Genomic DNA, 16235 nt, shown 5'->3' with positions numbered 1-16235 from the left:
GTAGCTGACCCACCGCTATCGCAGGCAAGCCAGCTCCCACATGGATTGCATTTCAGGTGTGTTATCGGGTTTGGACAACTATTTTACCCACTGCCTTGCGCTGCCCCAGGTCATTAATCGCCTGGGCAGCCTGCTCCAGCGGATACACCTGCGACACCAACGGCTTCAACTTGCCCTCGGCATACCACGTGAACAACTGCTGAAAATTCGCCGCGTTATCCTGCGGCTGGCGCTGGGCAAACGAGCCCCAGAACACCCCAACTACCGCCGCGCCCTTGAGCAATGCCAGGTTCACCGGCAATTCGGGAATGCGCCCGCTGGCAAACCCCACTACCAGCAGGCGGCCGTTCCAGGCGATGGCGCGGACGGCCTGGTCAAACAGGTCGCCGCCCACCGGGTCGTAGATCACATCCGCGCCATTGCCGCCGGTGAGGCGTTTGATCTCGTCCTTGAGGCTGGTTTCGCTGTAGTTGATCAACTCATCAGCCCCGGCCGTCTTGGCCACCGCGAGTTTGTCGGCGCTGCTGGCGGCGGCGATCACGCGTGCGCCCATGGCCTTGCCGATTTCCACCGCGGCCAGGCCCACACCGCCGGAGGCGCCTAGCACCAGCAGGGTCTCACCGGGTTGCAGGTTGGCGCGCTGTTTAAGCGCGTGCATCGAGGTGCCGTAGGTCATGCTGAAGGCGGCGGCGATGTTGAAGTCCATGCTCGGCGGAATCGGCAGCACGTTATAGCCAGGCACCGCGACCTGCTCGGCAAAGCTGCCCCAACCGGTCAACGCCATTACGCGGTCACCGACCTTCAAGTGGCTGACTTTCTCACCCACCTCGCTGACCACGCCCGCCGCTTCGCCACCGGGTGAGAATGGAAAGGGCGGCTTGAACTGGTACTTGCCCTCGATGATCAGGGTATCCGGGAAGTTCACCCCGGCCGCGTGCACGTCCAGCAGGATTTCGTTCTTCTTGATCGCAGGGCTGGCGATCTCTTCCAGCACCAGGGTTTCGGCGGGGCCGAAGGCTTTGCACAGCACAGCTTTCATCGGACTATTCCTTTTGGCATCGTGGCCGATAAGTGTAGGAGGGTGCGCCCGTGGGTCAACGAGCATACCCGCGCCTGATAAGCCCCCATAAGCTTGTGCTCAGCCTTGCTAGCGTTATGCTACCGGGCAAACGAATTCGAGGAATGAACTGTGAAAGCGTGGATCCTGTTGATGCTGGCCCTGACATTGCCGATGGCCGTCCAGGCCGAAGAAGCCAAGGAAGGCGAGGCGCCGAAAGTCAGCTATATCAGCCTGACCCCGCCGTTTGTGGGTAACTACGGCCTGGATGGCACGGCCAAACTCAAGGTTTACAAGGCCGATATCGCCCTGCGCGTGACCGGCACCGAAGCAGCTGCGGCGGTCAAAGCCAACGATCCGTTGATCCGCAACCAACTGGTGGCGCTGTTTACCCAGCAGACCAGCGAGGCCATGAGTACGGTCGAAGGCAAGGAAAAGCTGCGTCAGGAAGCCCTGAAACAAACCCAGCAAGTGATGAATGACGAGACCGGCAAGCCGATGGTGGAAGATTTGCTCTTCAACAATCTGATCATCCAGTAAAGCCGGCGCTTAGCGCCATTCGCGAGGTCCTGCCAGGCGTCTCAGGAAGCCAGGCTCTTGCGAAACCGCGCCAACGCCACCGCAAAAAACACCAAGCCAATCGCCGTCAGGGCCAGCAAGTCTGGCCACACCACGCTCAACCCCGCATCCCTGAATAGAATCGCTGCACTCAAGCTTACAAAATGCGTCGATGGCGAGCCCTGCATCACCCACTGCAACCATTCGGGCATGCTATCCAGCGGCGTACTGCCGCCAGAGAGCAACAGCATGGGAATGATCACCGGGATCGCCAGCAGGCCGAACTGCGGCGTCGAGCGGGCGAGAGTGGCGAGGAAGATCCCCAACGCAGTACTCGCAAATAAATACAGCGCCGTCACCAGCAGGAACAGGCCCAATGACCCGGCCAGCGGCACGCCGAGCAAGCCTTTGACCACCAGTTCCAGGGACAGCCACGTACACAACACCACCACCAGCATGTTGCTCCAGATTTTTGCCAGCATGATCTCCAGCGCGGTCAGGGGCAGCACCAGCAGGTGGTCGAGGGTGCCGTGCTCGCGTTCGCGCAGCAGGGCGGTGCCGGTCAGCACGATGGCGAGGATGGTGATGTTGTTGACGATCTGGATCACCGCCAGGAACCAGCCACCTTCCAGGTTGGTATTGAACAACGCCCGGGTGGTCAGCAGGGCCGGAGCTTTGCCGGCAGCATCGGCCTGGCTGCTGTAGGTCAGCAGTTCGCGTTGGAAAATCCGCCCGATGTAACCCGCACCCATGAATGCCTGGCTCATCGCCGTGGCATCAACGTTCACCTGCACCCCCGGCTGGCGCCCCGCCAGCAGGTCGGCCTGGAAATTCGCCGGTACATTGACGACGAAGGTGTATTGGCCGCTGTCCATGACCCTGTCCAGCTGGTCGTAGGCCAGTGGCGCCGGCGCCTGGAATTCCGGTGGTTGCAGGGCCTCGGCCATTTGCCGCGAGAGCGCGCTGTGATCTTCATCGACAAAGGCCACGCTGGCGTTGTGCACGCCAATCACTGAACCGGCAGCGGGCATGTAGATCGCCACGGTGAAGGCGTAGAACAGAAATAGTAGCAACACGCTGTCGTGGCGCAGGCTGGTGAGTTCCTTGAGCCCCAGGCGCAGGATATGGGCGAGCTTGTGCATCAGGCCTCCTGCTTCTTGAGCATCACCAGGCTCAGCCCGGTAAAACCGACGAAAAATCCGAACAACGCCAGGCATTGTGGCCACAACTGGCGCAGGTCCAGGGCCTTGGTGAAGGTGCCCACCGCAATATCCAGAAAGTGCCCGGCCGGAAACAGCATGCCCATCAGCGCTGCCGCACCTTCCAGGGACGAACGCGGCACGATCAGCCCGGAAAACTGGATGGTCGGCAGGCTGGTGATGATCATGGTGCCGAGGATCGCCGCGATCTGGGTGCGGGTGAACGCCGAGATCAGCAGACCCATGCTCGTGGTCGCCAGCACGTACAACAGGCCACCAAAAGCCAGGGTCAGGCCGCTGCCTTTGAACGGTACACCGAACAACCAGCGGTTCATCGCCACTAGCAGTGCCAGGTTGACCAGGCTGACGACCAGATAGGGCGCCTGTTTACCCAACAGGAACTCCAGGCGCGTCAGTGGTGTGGCATAGAAGTTGGTGATCGACCCCAGCTCCTTCTCGCGCACAATGCCGAGGGCGGTGAGCATGGCCGGAATGAACGCCAGGATCAGCGCCATCACGCCAGGGCCAATGGCATTCACGCTGACCACGTCCTGGTTGTAGCGAAAGCGTGTTTCAAGCTTGACGGCGGCCCGGTTGTTCAAGGGTAAGCTACTGAGTTCAGCCAGTTGCGCAAGGTTGCCCTGGTGCACGGCCTCCACGTAGTTGCGGCTGGTTTCAGCGCGAAACGGCATGCCGCCGTCGAGCCAGGCCGCGACGGTGGGCTGGCGGCCGGCGTAGAGGTCACGGCCAAAGCCGGGTGGGATCTCCAGGGCCAGCTTGATTTCCGAACGTTGCAGGCGCCGGTGCAATTCGTTGGCGTCGCGAATGGGTGCTTGCTCGGCGAAATAGCGCGAACTGCGAAATGCCTCTAGATAGGCGCGGCTTTGCGGGGTCTGGTCCTGGTCGTAGACGGCGAAGGCGAGGTTTTCCACGTCCAGGGAAATCCCGTAGCCGAAGATCACCATCATGAACATCGCCCCGAGCAGGGCGAAGGCCATGCGTACCTTGTCGCGCAGCAGCTCCTTGCCTTCGCGGCTGGCCACGGCTAACCACCGCGCCAGGCTGAAGCCGTGTTTGCTCGCGGGCGGCGTGTGGGCATCGTTGACCGTTGCACGGGGCGCGCTGGATTCGGGTTCGCCCTGGGCCTGCTCCAGGCAGGTGACGAAAGCCGCCTCCAGGGTATCGCCGTGGAACTGCTGTTGCAGCGCCTCGGGCGTGTCGCAGGCCAACACCTTGCCGGCATGCATCAAGGAGATGCGGTCGCAGCGCTGGGCTTCGTTCATAAAGTGTGTGGACAGGAAGATGGTCACGCCTTGTTGGCGCGACAACTCGATCAGCAACCGCCAGAAATCATCCCGTGCCGCCGGGTCGACACCCGAGGTGGGCTCATCGAGGATCAGCACTTCCGGGCGATGCAGCACCGCAACCGCCAAGGACAAACGCTGGCGCAGGCCAAGGGGTAACTCGCCGGAGGGCTGTTCGGCCACTTCACCCAGGTCGAAACGTTGGATCAGTTCATCAATGCGCGGACCGCTGTCGGCCTTGGGCAAGTCGAACAGTTGCGCATGCAGCACCAGGTTCTGGCGCACGCTCAGTTCGCCATACAGCGAGAAGCTCTGCGACATGAAACCTACGCGCTTGCGGGTCGCCAGGTCCTTGGCGTCCACCGGCTTGCCCAGCAGGATTGCACTGCCCTCGGTGGCCGGCATCAGCCCGGTCAGCACTTTCATGGTGGTGGTCTTGCCGCAACCGTTGGAACCGAGGAAGCCGAAGATCTCGCCGCGGCCAATGGCAAAGCTGACGTTGTTCACCGCGGTGAAATCGCCAAAGCGCAGGGTCAGGTCGTGGGCTTGAATGGCGATATCGGCGTTGCCGCCTGTGCGCGGTGGAATTACCAGCGGCTGGCTGTCGTGAGCACTGTCGCCCTGGAAGTGCGTGAAGGCCTCATCCAGCTTGCCGCTGGGCGTTATCGCCGCCAGTTCGCGGCTCAGTCCATCGGCGATCAACCTGCCACGGTCGAGCATCAGGCAATGCTCGAATTGCTCGGCCTCTTCCATGTAGGCGGTGGCCACCAGCAGTGTCAGTTGCGGGCGCTCACTGCGTACGCTATCTACCAGCTCCCAGAAACGCCGGCGGGACAGCGGGTCGACGCCGGTGGTGGGCTCGTCGAGGATCAACAGGTCCGGATCATGGATCAGCGCGCAGCACAGGCCGAGCTTCTGTTTCATCCCGCCGGAGAGCTTGCCTGCCGGGCGCTCGGCAAAGCGTGCGAGGTCGGTGGCGAGCAGCAGGTTGTGCATGCGCTGGTCGCAATCGGTTTTCGACAGGCCGAACAAGGTGGCGAAGAAACGGATGTTCTCGCTGATGGACAGCTCGGGGTACAGATTGCCGCCCAGGCCCTGGGGCATAAAGGCGATGCGCGGGTACAGGCTGTTGCGATGGCGACGGTCTTGGATAGAACCGCCGAGCACCTGCAACTGGCCCTCCTGCAGCTTTTTAACCCCGGCGATCAGACCCAGCAGGCTCGACTTGCCGGCGCCGTCCGGACCTATCAACCCGCAGCGGGTACCGGCTGGCAAGCTGAAGGCAACGTCGAGCAGTGCCTGTTGCTTGCCGTAGCGGTGGTTGATCCCCGTGGCGTGCAGCGCCAGGCCGCTCATTGCAGGTTGGCCGGCCAGTCGACATCGGCCGTGCGTACATAGCCCGCGCCGGGCATGCCCGGTTTGGCTTGTGGCACGGCGCTGGGCTGAGTCAGGCGCAATTTGACGCGGAACACCAGTTTTTGCCGCTCATCGCGGGTTTCGACTTCCTTGGGAGTGAACTGGGATTTGGCCGCGACAAAACTGATTTTGGCCGGCAGCGCTTGCTGGGGCAGGGCGTCGAGCAGGATGCGCGCTTCACTGCCGACGGTCAGGCGGCCGGTGACGGATGCGGGCAGGTAGAGATTCATGTACTGGTCATTGGGGTCAATCAGCAGCAACACGCGACCACCCGCGCCGAGCACTTCGCCCGGCTCGGCCAGGCGCAATTGGATGATGCCGTCGATGGGCGCACGCAGGCTGCTGTCGTCGATTTCGCTGGTGAGTTGGGCGACTTGGGCCTGGGCCGCACCGATCGCGGCCTTCACTGCGTTGACTTGGGCTTGGGCCGCGATCACCGCCGCATTGCCGGTGTTCTGGCGAGCTTGCTGCTGGTCGATCAATTGGCTGCTGGCAAAGCCGCGCCGGTACAGCTCTTGGGTGCGCTTGAGTTCCTGGCTGGCCAGCAGTTGCTCGCTTTGGCGCAACTGCACGTTGGCTTCAGCAGAGGCGAAGTTTTCCCTGGCGCGTAACACCTCTGCTTCGGCCTGGGCGCGCTGGGCTTGCAGGGTGCGGGTGTCCATGCGTGCCAGCAACTGGCCCTTGAGCACTTTGTCGCCTTCATCCACGTGCACTTCGGCCAGGCGCCCGGGGATCTTGGCGGCGATTTGCACTTCGGTGGACTCCAGGCGCCCATTGCCCATGCTCAAGCCCTCGGGCAGGCGGTCCTGGGTCGAACGCCAGTAGCCAAAGGCCCCCGCCCCCAGCAAGAGGACGATCAGGGCGATGGCGAACAGACGGGACGTATGGTGGTTCGTAGACATGGCTGCATCCTGCGGCGTTAGCGTCCAGTGTGATGGGTTTGGCCCGTGAGGGTCTTGATATCGGTCAGTTAAAGCAGCTGAAGGATGGCCGTCCATTGTTCAGGCGTGACCGCCATGACCGAAAGCCGGCTACCTTTCTGCACCAGCGGCATTTCGGCAAGAGCGGTTTGCTGCTTTAGATAGCCCAGGCCCAGCACCTTGGGGAAGGTGTTGACGTGGCCCACGGTGATGGCACTCCACGGATTTTTCTCCGCACTGGCCTTGGCGTCGAAATAATGGCTGTCCGGTTCCAGCGCTGTAGGATCCGGGTAGGCGGCCTCGACGATTTTGCCGATGCCGGCAATCCCTGGCTCCGGACAGCTGGAGTGATAGAAGAAAAACTCATCGCCCACCGCCATGGCGCGCAGAAAGTTGCGCGCCTGATAGTTGCGAACCCCATCCCAGCGGGCTTCGCCGAGCTTTTCCAGGTCCTCGATGGACAATTCGTCAGGCTCGGATTTCATCAGCCAGTAGGCCATTTTTGGGCTCCTGAAAAAGGCATTGGGCAAGTTGTCGGGCAATTGCATGACAAACCGACAGTCGGTTGGCGTCAAGGTTTGCGTGTTGGTTCACGTTACCGCAGAATGCGCGCTTTTAGGCTTGGCGCAGCTGCAACGGACTACTTTGGAACGTTGTTGTCATCGTGTACGAGGTGCCTGAAGGGGGGCAATCGATGCAACGTAAACCGGATTTACTATGGATTTTGGTTATTTTGTTTGGTCTGGGCGTTGTGACCACCGGGTATGCCCAGAGCTTGTGGTCGAACAAGGCCGACGCACCGGTTGAACTCTCGCCAGTGCAGCAACAATTCAAGCGTTAATAAGGCTTCAAGGCGTCGCTGGTTCCAGCGACGTTTGTGCAACATACCAGTGCTTATCGGTGACAGTGCCCGCCAGCGGCACGTCCCAACTTGCCTGCGCCAAGCGGTCTACCTGCTGACATTCATGGGCCAACCCCAGCAAGGTCGGCTTGCGCCAGCTTTTGCGCCTGGCCAGGTAGGCCAGGCTGCGGTCGTAGAATCCGCCACCCATGCCCAGGCGTCCGCCTTCGCTATCGAACCCCACTAACGGTAACAGCACCAGGTCGAGCGCCCAGACTTTGCGCTGCTGGTGGACATTGACCCGCGGCTCAAGAATGCCAAAGCGGTTGGGCGACAACTTATCCCCAGGCCGCACGCGCTGGAACACCATCTTGGTGCGCGGCCAGGCACTCAGTACCGGCAGATAGGTGGCCTTGCCACGGCGCTGCGCCGCGCGCAGCAGCAGGCGCGGATCGATTTCGCCGTCCGTCGGCAGGTATAAGGAAATATGTTTGGCCCGGCGAAACAGCGGGTGCTGCGCCAGTTGCCGGTACAGGCCAAGGGCGGCCTGGCGCTGCTCGCTTGGCGTGAGGGCACGGCGGGCCTTGCGCAACATGCGTCGAAGTTGCGGACGGGACAGCGGCGCAGGTTCGGTCATGGCTTATCGGCTCATAAAACAATGCCAGTCCTGGGACTGGCATTGAGTTTGGGAATTCAGGCTCCCCGACAGAGCCGCTGTCGACTTAGCCCTTGAACCCGAAAGTTCAAGGTGGAAGAAGCAGTAGGCTTTAAGGCTTTCCGTCTAGCGGACATGCACACCAGCCCAACGTGCAACTTCCAGGGTAGTGCGAATCGGCTCAGGGACATCGCCGACTGGCAAACACGCCAGGGAGTGGGGCGAGTATACCTTAAACAGACTCGGCAATCAGCCCTTGGGTGCGTCGGAATCCGTGGAAAGCACCAGATCCACGCGCTCGAGCAGGTCACGCACTTGCTCGCGGGTCGAGCCGCTGGCCTGCACGTCAGGGCGTTCCTGCTTGTGCAGCAGATCGTGGGTGATATTCAGCGCGGCCATCACGGCGATGCGGTCGGCGCCGATCACTTTGCCGCTGCTGCGGATTTCACGCATCTTGCCGTCCAGGTAACGCGCAGCGCTCACCAGATTGCTGCGTTCTTCCTGGGGGCAGATGATCGAATATTCTTTGTCGAGGATCTGCACGGTAACGCTATTGCTTGAACTCATGAGTCTTGCTCCAGGGCCTTCAGGCGCGAAATCATCGATTCGACCTTACGCCGGGCGATTTCGTTTTTTTCAATGAGGTGAGCGCGTTCCTCGCGCCAGGTCTTTTCCTGAGCTAATAGGAGTCCGTTTTGACTCTTTAGTTGCTCGACCCGATCAATTAGCAGTTCGAGTCTGGCCATCAGCGCTTGCAGGTCGGTGTCTTCCATTGGGTTCCACTGGATTTGTCTGATGAATGGCAACTGCAGGATAAACGATCTGACGCCCTCGATAGTCTTGGTGCGTCTGCCGGTGCTAGGATACAGCGCTCCATTCTAGACATTGCGCCGTCTGGCGCCTAGCTCACCATGCCCATTCAGAATTCCCCGTACGACGCTTTTTCCAAACTGCTGAGCACCAGCGGTCACCCATGCTCGCCTGCCGAACTGCACGGCGTGCTGTTGGGCCGCAGCTGCACCGGCGTGGGCTTTGATGCCGACAACTGGCTGGCCGACGTGGCCGAGCTGCTGGAAACCGAACCGACCGAAAACGTGCGTAACGCGCTGATCGGCCTGCAAGAGATGGTCAAGGGCGAGCTGACCGGTGACGACGTCACCGTGGTTCTGCTGCTGCCGACCGACGACGCCCCACTCACCGAGCGTGCTGCTGCCCTGGGCCAGTGGTGCCAGGGTTTCCTCCACGGTTTCGGCGTGAACGCCGGTGGCCTGGAGCTGGGCACCGACGCCAAGGAAGTGCTGCAGGACCTGGCAGCCATCTCCCAGGTGCAAGATGCCCTGGAAGAGTCCGAAGACGGCGAAGGCGACTACATGGAAGTGATGGAATACCTGCGCGTCGCGCCGTTGCTGCTGTTCACCGAGACCAAAAAGTCTGCTGAACCTGCTGCACCCAAGCCTTCGCTGCATTAAGAAAGGAACCCCATCTGCCCATGATTCATATCCCCAAAGCGGAATACACCCGTCGCCGCAAGGCGCTCATGGCGCAGATGGAACCCAACAGCATCGCGATCCTGCCGGCAGCCGCCGTGGCCATCCGCAACCGCGATGTCGAGCACGTGTACCGCCAGGACAGCGACTTCCAGTACCTGAGCGGTTTCCCCGAGCCCGAAGCGGTGATCGTGCTGATGCCCGGTCGCCAGCATGGCGAATACGTGTTGTTCTGCCGTGAGCGCAACGCTGAGCGCGAGCTGTGGGACGGCCTGCGCGCCGGCACTGAAGGCGCGATCCGCGACTTTGGCGCCGACGACGCATTCCCTATCACTGATATCGACGACATCCTGCCCGGCCTGATCGAAGGCCGCGACCGGGTATATTCGGCCATGGGCAGCAATGCCGAATTCGACCGGCATGTGATGGAGTGGATCAACGTGATCCGCTCCAAGGCGCACCTGGGCGCCCAGCCACCGAACGAATTCGTTGCCCTGGATCATCTGCTGCACGACATGCGCCTGTATAAATCGGCGGCAGAGGTGAGGGTGATGCGCGAAGCAGCGCGCATTTCCTGCGCGGCCCATGTGCGGGCGATGCAGGCCAGCCGTGCGGGTTTGCATGAGTTCAGCCTGGAGGCCGAGCTGGATTACGAGTTCCGTAAGGGCGGTGCGAAAATGCCAGCCTACGGTTCCATCGTCGCCGCCGGACGCAACAGCTGCATCCTGCATTACCAGCAGAATGACGCGCTGCTCAAGGATGGCGACCTGGTGCTGATCGACGCCGGTTGTGAGATCGACTGCTACGCCAGCGACATCACCCGCACCTGGCCGGTCAACGGCAAGTTTTCGCCTGAGCAAAAGGCGATCTACGAGATTGTGCTGGCCTCCCAGGAAGCCGCCTTCAAGCAGATCGCACCGAACAAGCATTGGAACCAGGCCCATGAGGCTACCGTGCAGGTCATCACCGCCGGCTTGGTGAAGTTGGGGTTGCTGCAAGGTGACGTTGACGAACTGATCGCCAGCGAAGCCTACCGCGCTTTCTACATGCACCGCGCCGGCCACTGGCTGGGCATGGATGTGCATGATGTGGGCGAGTACAAGGTCGGCGGTGAATGGCGAGTGCTGGAAGTCGGCATGGCCTTGACCGTGGAACCGGGCATCTATATTTCCCCGGACAACCAGAACGTGGCAAAGAAATGGCGTGGCATTGGCGTACGCATCGAGGATGACGTGATAGTGACCAAGCAAGGCTGTGAAATCCTGACCGGCGCGGTGCCCAAGACCGTTGCCGAGATCGAAGCACTGATGGCGGCTGCCCGATGAGCCGGGTCAACTTGGCGATTATTGGTGGTGGCCTGGTGGGTGCCAGCCTGGCCCTGGCGTTGCAGGCTGGGGCCAAGGCACGTGGCTGGAAGATCGTGCTGATCGAACCCTTTGCCCCGGGCGACAGCTACCAGCCCAGTTATGATGCGCGTTCTTCGGCGCTGTCCTTTGGTGCCCGCCAGATTTATCAGCGTCTGGGCCTGTGGCAGGACATTGCCCGCCGCGCCGAACCGATCAAGCAGATCCACGTATCGGACCGCGGGCGTTTCTCTACCGCGCGCTTGTCCGCCATGGAAGAGGGCGTACCGGCCCTGGGCTATGTGGTGGAAAACGCCTGGCTGGGCCAATGCCTGTGGCAAGGCCTGGATAAAGACGTCGTCAGCTGGCGCTGCCCCGCGGAAGTCACGCGCATGGAGCCGCTGCCTGATGGCTATCGCCTGACCCTCAACGATGAAACCGTGCTGGAATGCGACCTCGCGGTGTTGGCCGACGGCGGCCGCTCCGGCCTGCGCGAGCAACTGGGCATTGGCGTGAAGACCCGGCCCTACAACCAGAGCGCACTGATCGCCAATATCACCCCGAGCGAAGCCCACAATGGCGAAGCGTTCGAGCGCTTTACCGATGAGGGGCCGATGGCCTTGCTGCCGCTGCCGGACAACCGCTGTGCGCTGGTCTGGACCCGCATCGGCATGGACGCCCAGCGCCTGGCCGACCTTGACGAGCGCAGCTTCCTGAGCGAGTTGCAGGGCGTATTCGGTTATCGCCTGGGCACCCTCAAGCAAGTGGGCGCCCGTCATCTGTACCCGCTGACCCTGGTGGAAGCTGAAGAGCAAGTGCGCTCGCATCTTGCGGTCCTCGGCAATGCCGCCCACAGCCTGCACCCGATTGCCGGGCAGGGGTTCAACCTGTCCCTGCGCGATGCCAATGCCTTGGCCGAAGCCTTGTTGGCCGGCCCGGCAGTGCCAGGTGACCTGGCGACGTTGCAAGGCTATCGGGATCGCCAGCGCCTGGACCAACAACTGACCGTAGGCTTTTCCGATCAGGTCACACGCTTGTTTGGCAGCGGCCAGCCGCTAATGGCGCTGGGCCGTAACCTGGGCTTGCTCGGCCTGGATCTGTTGCCGCCGGCCAAGCGCTGGTTCGCCCGCCAGGCCATGGGGCTGGGGGTGCGCTCCGATGTTTGAGCCGGCCCATCACTTTATTGGCGGCCTGTGCCGCACACGAGACAAGGCTTAAAGCATGGACATGCGCGCAGATGTGCTGATTGTCGGGGCCGGAATGGTCGGAAGCGCCCTGGCGCTGGCGTTGCAGGGCAGCGGCTTGCAGGTGCTGCTGCTCGACGGCAGCCCGCTAAGCGTCAAACCGTTTGAACCGCAGGCGGCGTTTGAGCCGCGGGTGAGCGCGTTGTCCGCTGCCAGCCAACGCATCCTCGAACGCCTGGGCGTGTGGGACGGCATCGTCGAGCGTCGCGCCAGCCCTTACGGCGAGATGCAGGTGTGGGACGGCAGCGGCACCGGACAGATCCACTTCTCGGCGGCCAGCGTGCATGCCGAGGTGCTCGGGCATATCGTCGAAAACCGCGTAGTGCAGGATGCTTTGCTGGAGCGCTTGCACGACTGCGACCTCGGCCTGCTGGCCAATGCGCGCCTGGAACAGATGCGCCGCTCCGGCGATGACTGGCTGCTGACCCTGGCTGATGGGCGCAAATTGCGTGCGCCGCTGGTGGTGGCCGCCGATGGCGCCAATTCCGCAGTACGCCGCCTGACCGGCACCCCGACCCGCGAGTGGGATTACCTGCATAACGCGATCGTCACCAGCGTGCGCAGCAGCCAGCCGCACCAGCGCACGGCCTGGCAACGCTTTACCGATACCGGCCCGCTGGCGTTCCTGCCGCTGGTACGGGATGGGCAGGAAGATTGGTGTTCGATTGTCTGGTCGACCACGCCGGCTGAATCCGAGCGCCTGATGGCCCTGGATGATGAACGCTTCTGCCGGGAGCTGGAGCGCGCCTTCGAAGGGCGCCTGGGCACTGTGATCAGCGCCGACCCGCGAGTTTGCGTGCCGTTACGCCAGCGCCATGCCAAACGCTACGTGGCCGAAGGCCTGGCACTGATCGGTGATGCTGCCCACGTTATTCACCCGTTGGCGGGGCAGGGCGTGAACCTGGGCTTTCTTGATGCGGCGGTATTGGCCGAGGTGTTGTTGGCGGCCACCGAGCGCGGCGAGCGCCTGGCAGATGTTAAGGTCCTGAGTCGTTACGAGCGGCGGCGCATGCCTCACAACCTGGCGTTGATGGCGGCAATGGAAGGCTTTGAGCGCTTGTTCCAGGCGGATCAACTGCCGCTGCGCTGGCTGCGTAATGCCGGCCTGAAAATCGTCGACCAGATGCCTGAAGCCAAGGCAGTGTTTGTGCGCCAGGCGCTAGGTTTGACTGGCGATCTACCAGAACTCGCTAAACCCTGATTGAAACACAGTCCCCTGTGGGAGGGGGCTTGCCCCCGATGAGGCCCTCAACCCTCGCGCATATTCGGGCTGTGCAACATCTGGTAACGCCTCCACCGAGCGTTACCAAATGTGAGTCCTTATCATTTGCCCTCAATTTGCAAATGAGAGACCGCACCCATGTTGGTACCCAAGCGCCTCCTGACTGCCCTGGCACTCACCCTGATCGGCAGCACCACCGTGCAGGCAGCCGACGAAGTCGTGGTCTACTCCTCGCGCATCGATGAGCTGATCAAGCCGGTATTCGATGCCTACACCAAGAAGACCGGGGTGCAGGTCAAGTTCATCACCGACAAGGAAGCGCCGCTGATGCAGCGCATCAAGGCCGAGGGCGAGAACGCCACCGCCGATCTGCTGCTCACCGTCGACGCCGGCAACCTCTGGCAGGCCGAGCAAATGGGCATCCTGCAACCGTTCACTTCCGCTGTGATCGACAAGAATATCCCGTTGCAATATCGCTCATCGGCCCACGCCTGGACCGGCTTGAGCCTGCGTGCGCGCACTATCGCCTATTCCACCGAGCGGGTGAAACCGGGCGAACTGACCACCTACGAAGCCCTGGCAGACAAGCAATGGGAAGGCCGCCTGTGCCTGCGTACCGCGAAAAAAGTCTACAACCAGTCACTGACCGCCACGTTGATCGAAACCCATGGCGCGGCCAAGACCGAAGAGATCGTCAAGGGCTGGGTCAACAACCTGTCCACCGACGTGTTCTCCGATGACATCGCCGTGCTGGAAGCCATCAATGCCGGACAGTGCGACGTGGGTATCGTCAATACCTACTACTACGGCCGCCTGCACAAGCAGAAGCCGGATCTGGCGGTGAAACTGTTCTGGCCGAACCAGGGCGACCGTGGCGTGCATGTGAACCTGTCGGGCATCGGCCTGACCAGGCACGCGCCGCACCCGCAAGCGGCCAAGGCACTGGTGGAGTGGATGACCACGCCTGAGGCGCAGAAAATCTTTGCCGACGTGAACCAGGAGTTCCCGGCCAACCCGGCGGTACCGCCATCGGCGGAAGTGGCGAGCTGGGGCAAGTTCGTGGCCGATACCTTACCGGTAGAAGTGGCGGGCAAGCGCCAGGCTGAAGCCATTCGCCTGATGGATCGCGCTGGCTGGAACTGAATGTGTAAATTGCCACAGATCTAAATGTGGGAGGGGGCTTGCCCCCGATAGCGGGGTATCAGTCTAATCATCATTGACTGGCACTCCGCTATCGGGAGCAAGCCCCCTCCCACATTGTTTTGTGTCTCCCCTTTAGATAACCCGTTCACAGAGAGTTTGCTCTTGGCCCACCCCGCCCAACGCCGCTGGTACCTGCCGGTCTTCACCGTCGCCGCCCTGGTGCTGCTGCCGCTGAGCGTGCTGCTGCTGTCCTGGCAAAGCATCGACCACCAGATCTGGTCCCACCTCTGGGACACCCAGATGCCGCGCTTGCTGGGCAACACCCTGACCCTGGTACTCGGCGTCGGTATTGGGGTGACGCTGCTGGGCGTGAGCCTGGCTTGGCTGACCAGCCTCTGCGAATTCCCCGGGCGACGTTGGCTCGATTGGGCGCTGATGCTGCCCTTTGCGATCCCGGCTTATGTGCTGGCCTTCGTGTTCGTCGGTCTGCTGGATTTTGCAGGGCCCGTGCAAACCCTGCTGCGCGAATGGTTCGGCAATGGGCTGCGTTTGCCGCGAGTGCGCTCCACCAGCGGCGTGATCATCGTGTTGGTGCTGGTGTTCTATCCCTACGTTTACCTGCTGGCACGTTCTGCGTTCCTGGCCCAGGGCAAAGGCTTGATGGAAGCGGCGCGGGTATTGGGGCAATCGCCATGGCAAGCATTCTGGCGCGTGGCGTTGCCGATGGCGCGACCAGCGATTGGTGCCGGTGTGGCCCTGGCGTTGATGGAGACCCTGGCAGATTTCGGCGCCGTCTCGGTGTTCAATTTCGATACCTTCACCACGGCTATCTACAAAACCTGGTATGGCTTTTTCAGCCTTTCCAGCGCCGCGCAACTGGCCAGCCTGTTGCTGCTGGTTGTGATGTTGGTGCTGTATGGCGAGCGGCGCGCGCGCGGGGCCAGCCGGCCGAGCAATGAGCGGCCACGCGGCAAGGCGTTGTACCACCTGCACGGGTTCAAGGCCGTGGCGGCCAGCGCCTGGTGCGGCCTGGTATTTGCCTGTGCGTTTGTGATCCCGATGCTGCAACTGGTGGCCTGGTTCTGGCAGCGCGGGCGCTTCGACCTGGATGAGCGCTATACGGGCCTGATCGTCCACACCCTCTACCTGGGTGGTATTGCCGCGCTGATTACGGTCAGCGTGGCGATGATCCTGGCCTTTGCCAACCGCCTGGCGCCGACCCGGGCGATTCGCTCCGGTATCAGCCTGGCCAATGTCGGTTATGCCTTGCCGGGCTCGGTGCTGGCGGTGTCGATCATGCTGGCGTTCAGCTACCTGGACCGCGAACTGGTGGTGCCACTGTCCGGCTGGCTGGGCGGCGCGGGCAGGCCCTTGCTGTTGGGCAGCCTGTCGGCATTGGTGCTGGCTTACCTGGTACGGTTCCTGGCAGTGGCCTACGGGCCTTTGGAAAACAGCCTGGCGCGCATTCGTCCGTCATTGCCCGAAGCTGCACGCAGCCTTGGGGTGAGCGGTCCACGACTGTTTTGCAAAGTGTATCTGCCGTTGTTGTTGCCCGGCACCCTGAGCGCGGCGCTGCTGGTGTTCGTGGATGTACTCAAGGAAATGCCCGCGACATTGCTGATGCGCCCGTTTGGCTGGGACACGCTGGCGGTACGGATCTTCGAGATGACCAGTGAAGGTGAATGGGCGCGGGCTTCTTTGCCGGCGTTGACCCTGGTGCTGGTCGGGTTGTTGCCGGTCATCGGGCTGATCCGTCGCTCTGCTCGGCAAATCGGTTAGGTGCCAGTCCTACGGCATGAGGCTACAATGCGCGGCATTCGGTGCGCTCCGTCTTTCGGATCGACCT

Annotated in this window: 16 protein-coding genes and 1 other RNA gene; 8 read left to right on the top strand and 9 right to left on the bottom strand. The window is 62.1% G+C overall.

Features of this window, described 5'->3' with window-relative positions; genetic code table 11:
* Positions 1–61 precede the first annotated feature (61 nt).
* Positions 62–1039, bottom strand: coding sequence for an NADPH:quinone oxidoreductase family protein (locus J1G33_RS04670; protein ID WP_223017760.1), 978 nt, complete (start codon positions 1037–1039; stop codon positions 62–64).
* 150 nt (positions 1040–1189) lie between these two features.
* Here J1G33_RS04670 and J1G33_RS04665 point away from each other — a divergent pair, with 150 nt between their 5' ends.
* Positions 1190–1597, top strand: coding sequence for a flagellar basal body-associated protein FliL (locus J1G33_RS04665; protein WP_005792398.1), 408 nt, complete (start codon positions 1190–1192; stop codon positions 1595–1597).
* Between the two features lie 41 nt (positions 1598–1638).
* Here the strand turns inward: J1G33_RS04665 and J1G33_RS04660 are convergent, their stop codons facing one another.
* The 4 genes from J1G33_RS04660 to J1G33_RS04645 all read right to left on the bottom strand — a co-directional run bounded on the left by J1G33_RS04660 (position 1639) and on the right by J1G33_RS04645 (position 6954).
* Positions 1639–2757 carry an ABC transporter permease gene (locus J1G33_RS04660; RefSeq protein WP_032878820.1) on the bottom strand — a complete coding sequence of 373 codons (1119 nt, stop codon included), beginning with the start codon at positions 2755–2757 and terminating at the stop codon, positions 1639–1641.
* The gene (gene rbbA / locus J1G33_RS04655) at positions 2757–5474 is read right to left on the bottom strand and encodes a ribosome-associated ATPase/putative transporter RbbA (protein ID WP_223017759.1); all 2718 of its coding nucleotides are present in this window, start codon (positions 5472–5474) and stop codon (positions 2757–2759) included. The genes J1G33_RS04660 and rbbA overlap by 1 nt, the downstream gene beginning before the upstream one ends.
* The gene (locus tag J1G33_RS04650; protein WP_032878823.1) at positions 5471–6436 is read right to left on the bottom strand and encodes a biotin/lipoyl-binding protein; all 966 of its coding nucleotides are present in this window, start codon (positions 6434–6436) and stop codon (positions 5471–5473) included. Before J1G33_RS04650 ends, rbbA begins: the two co-directional genes overlap by 4 nt.
* Before the next feature lie 68 nt (positions 6437–6504).
* A complete protein-coding gene (locus J1G33_RS04645) occupies positions 6505–6954 on the bottom strand; it encodes an EVE domain-containing protein (protein WP_032878824.1) in 450 nt (149 codons plus the stop codon).
* A 194-nt stretch (positions 6955–7148) separates the two neighbouring features.
* On the opposite strand from J1G33_RS04645, the gene J1G33_RS04640 reads away from it, so the two are divergent.
* Positions 7149–7295, top strand: coding sequence for a hypothetical protein (locus J1G33_RS04640; protein ID WP_005792392.1), 147 nt, complete (start codon positions 7149–7151; stop codon positions 7293–7295).
* Positions 7296–7302: 7 nt separating this feature from the next.
* Here the strand turns inward: J1G33_RS04640 and J1G33_RS04635 are convergent, their stop codons facing one another.
* The 4 genes from J1G33_RS04635 to J1G33_RS04620 all read right to left on the bottom strand — a co-directional run bounded on the left by J1G33_RS04635 (position 7303) and on the right by J1G33_RS04620 (position 8723).
* Entirely contained in the window at positions 7303–7932 is a 630-nt protein-coding gene (locus J1G33_RS04635; RefSeq protein ID WP_032878825.1) for a 5-formyltetrahydrofolate cyclo-ligase, read from the bottom strand.
* A 58-nt stretch (positions 7933–7990) separates the two neighbouring features.
* A non-coding RNA gene (gene ssrS, locus J1G33_RS04630) (6S RNA) lies at positions 7991–8169 on the bottom strand.
* 30 nt (positions 8170–8199) lie between these two features.
* Entirely contained in the window at positions 8200–8517 is a 318-nt protein-coding gene (locus J1G33_RS04625; protein WP_005792389.1) for a cell division protein ZapA, read from the bottom strand.
* Positions 8514–8723 carry a TIGR02449 family protein gene (locus J1G33_RS04620; RefSeq protein WP_003177365.1) on the bottom strand — a complete coding sequence of 70 codons (210 nt, stop codon included), beginning with the start codon at positions 8721–8723 and terminating at the stop codon, positions 8514–8516. Before J1G33_RS04620 ends, J1G33_RS04625 begins: the two co-directional genes overlap by 4 nt.
* Positions 8724–8861: 138 nt before the next feature.
* On the opposite strand from J1G33_RS04620, the gene J1G33_RS04615 reads away from it, so the two are divergent.
* From J1G33_RS04615 to J1G33_RS04590, 6 genes are all read left to right on the top strand, one after another.
* On the top strand, positions 8862–9419 hold the full coding sequence (locus tag J1G33_RS04615; RefSeq protein WP_032878826.1) for a YecA family protein: 558 nt from the start codon (positions 8862–8864) through the stop codon (positions 9417–9419).
* 20 nt (positions 9420–9439) lie between these two features.
* The gene (gene pepP, locus J1G33_RS04610; protein ID WP_032878828.1) at positions 9440–10762 is read left to right on the top strand and encodes a Xaa-Pro aminopeptidase; all 1323 of its coding nucleotides are present in this window, start codon (positions 9440–9442) and stop codon (positions 10760–10762) included.
* Positions 10759–11946: a 2-octaprenyl-6-methoxyphenyl hydroxylase gene (gene ubiH, locus J1G33_RS04605; protein WP_078822596.1), complete on the top strand. Its 1188-nt coding sequence runs from the start codon at positions 10759–10761 to the stop codon at positions 11944–11946. The genes pepP and ubiH overlap by 4 nt, the downstream gene beginning before the upstream one ends.
* Positions 11947–12007: 61 nt before the next feature.
* Complete coding sequence (locus tag J1G33_RS04600; protein ID WP_177464456.1) at positions 12008–13225, top strand: 2-octaprenyl-3-methyl-6-methoxy-1,4-benzoquinol hydroxylase; 1218 nt, start codon at positions 12008–12010, stop codon at positions 13223–13225.
* 159 nt (positions 13226–13384) lie between these two features.
* Positions 13385–14389, top strand: a complete 1005-nt coding sequence (locus tag J1G33_RS04595; RefSeq protein WP_223017758.1) for an extracellular solute-binding protein — start codon at positions 13385–13387, stop codon at positions 14387–14389.
* A 162-nt stretch (positions 14390–14551) separates the two neighbouring features.
* Complete coding sequence (locus J1G33_RS04590) at positions 14552–16168, top strand: iron ABC transporter permease (RefSeq protein WP_078822594.1); 1617 nt, start codon at positions 14552–14554, stop codon at positions 16166–16168.
* Positions 16169–16235 lie beyond the last annotated feature (67 nt).

This window comes from Pseudomonas sp. P867 (genome assembly GCF_019891455.1).
Lineage (GTDB): Bacteria > Pseudomonadota > Gammaproteobacteria > Pseudomonadales > Pseudomonadaceae > Aquipseudomonas > Aquipseudomonas synxantha_A.
Note: the sequence above shows the minus strand (reverse complement) of the source record. Positions and strands in the feature narration are given on the sequence as shown.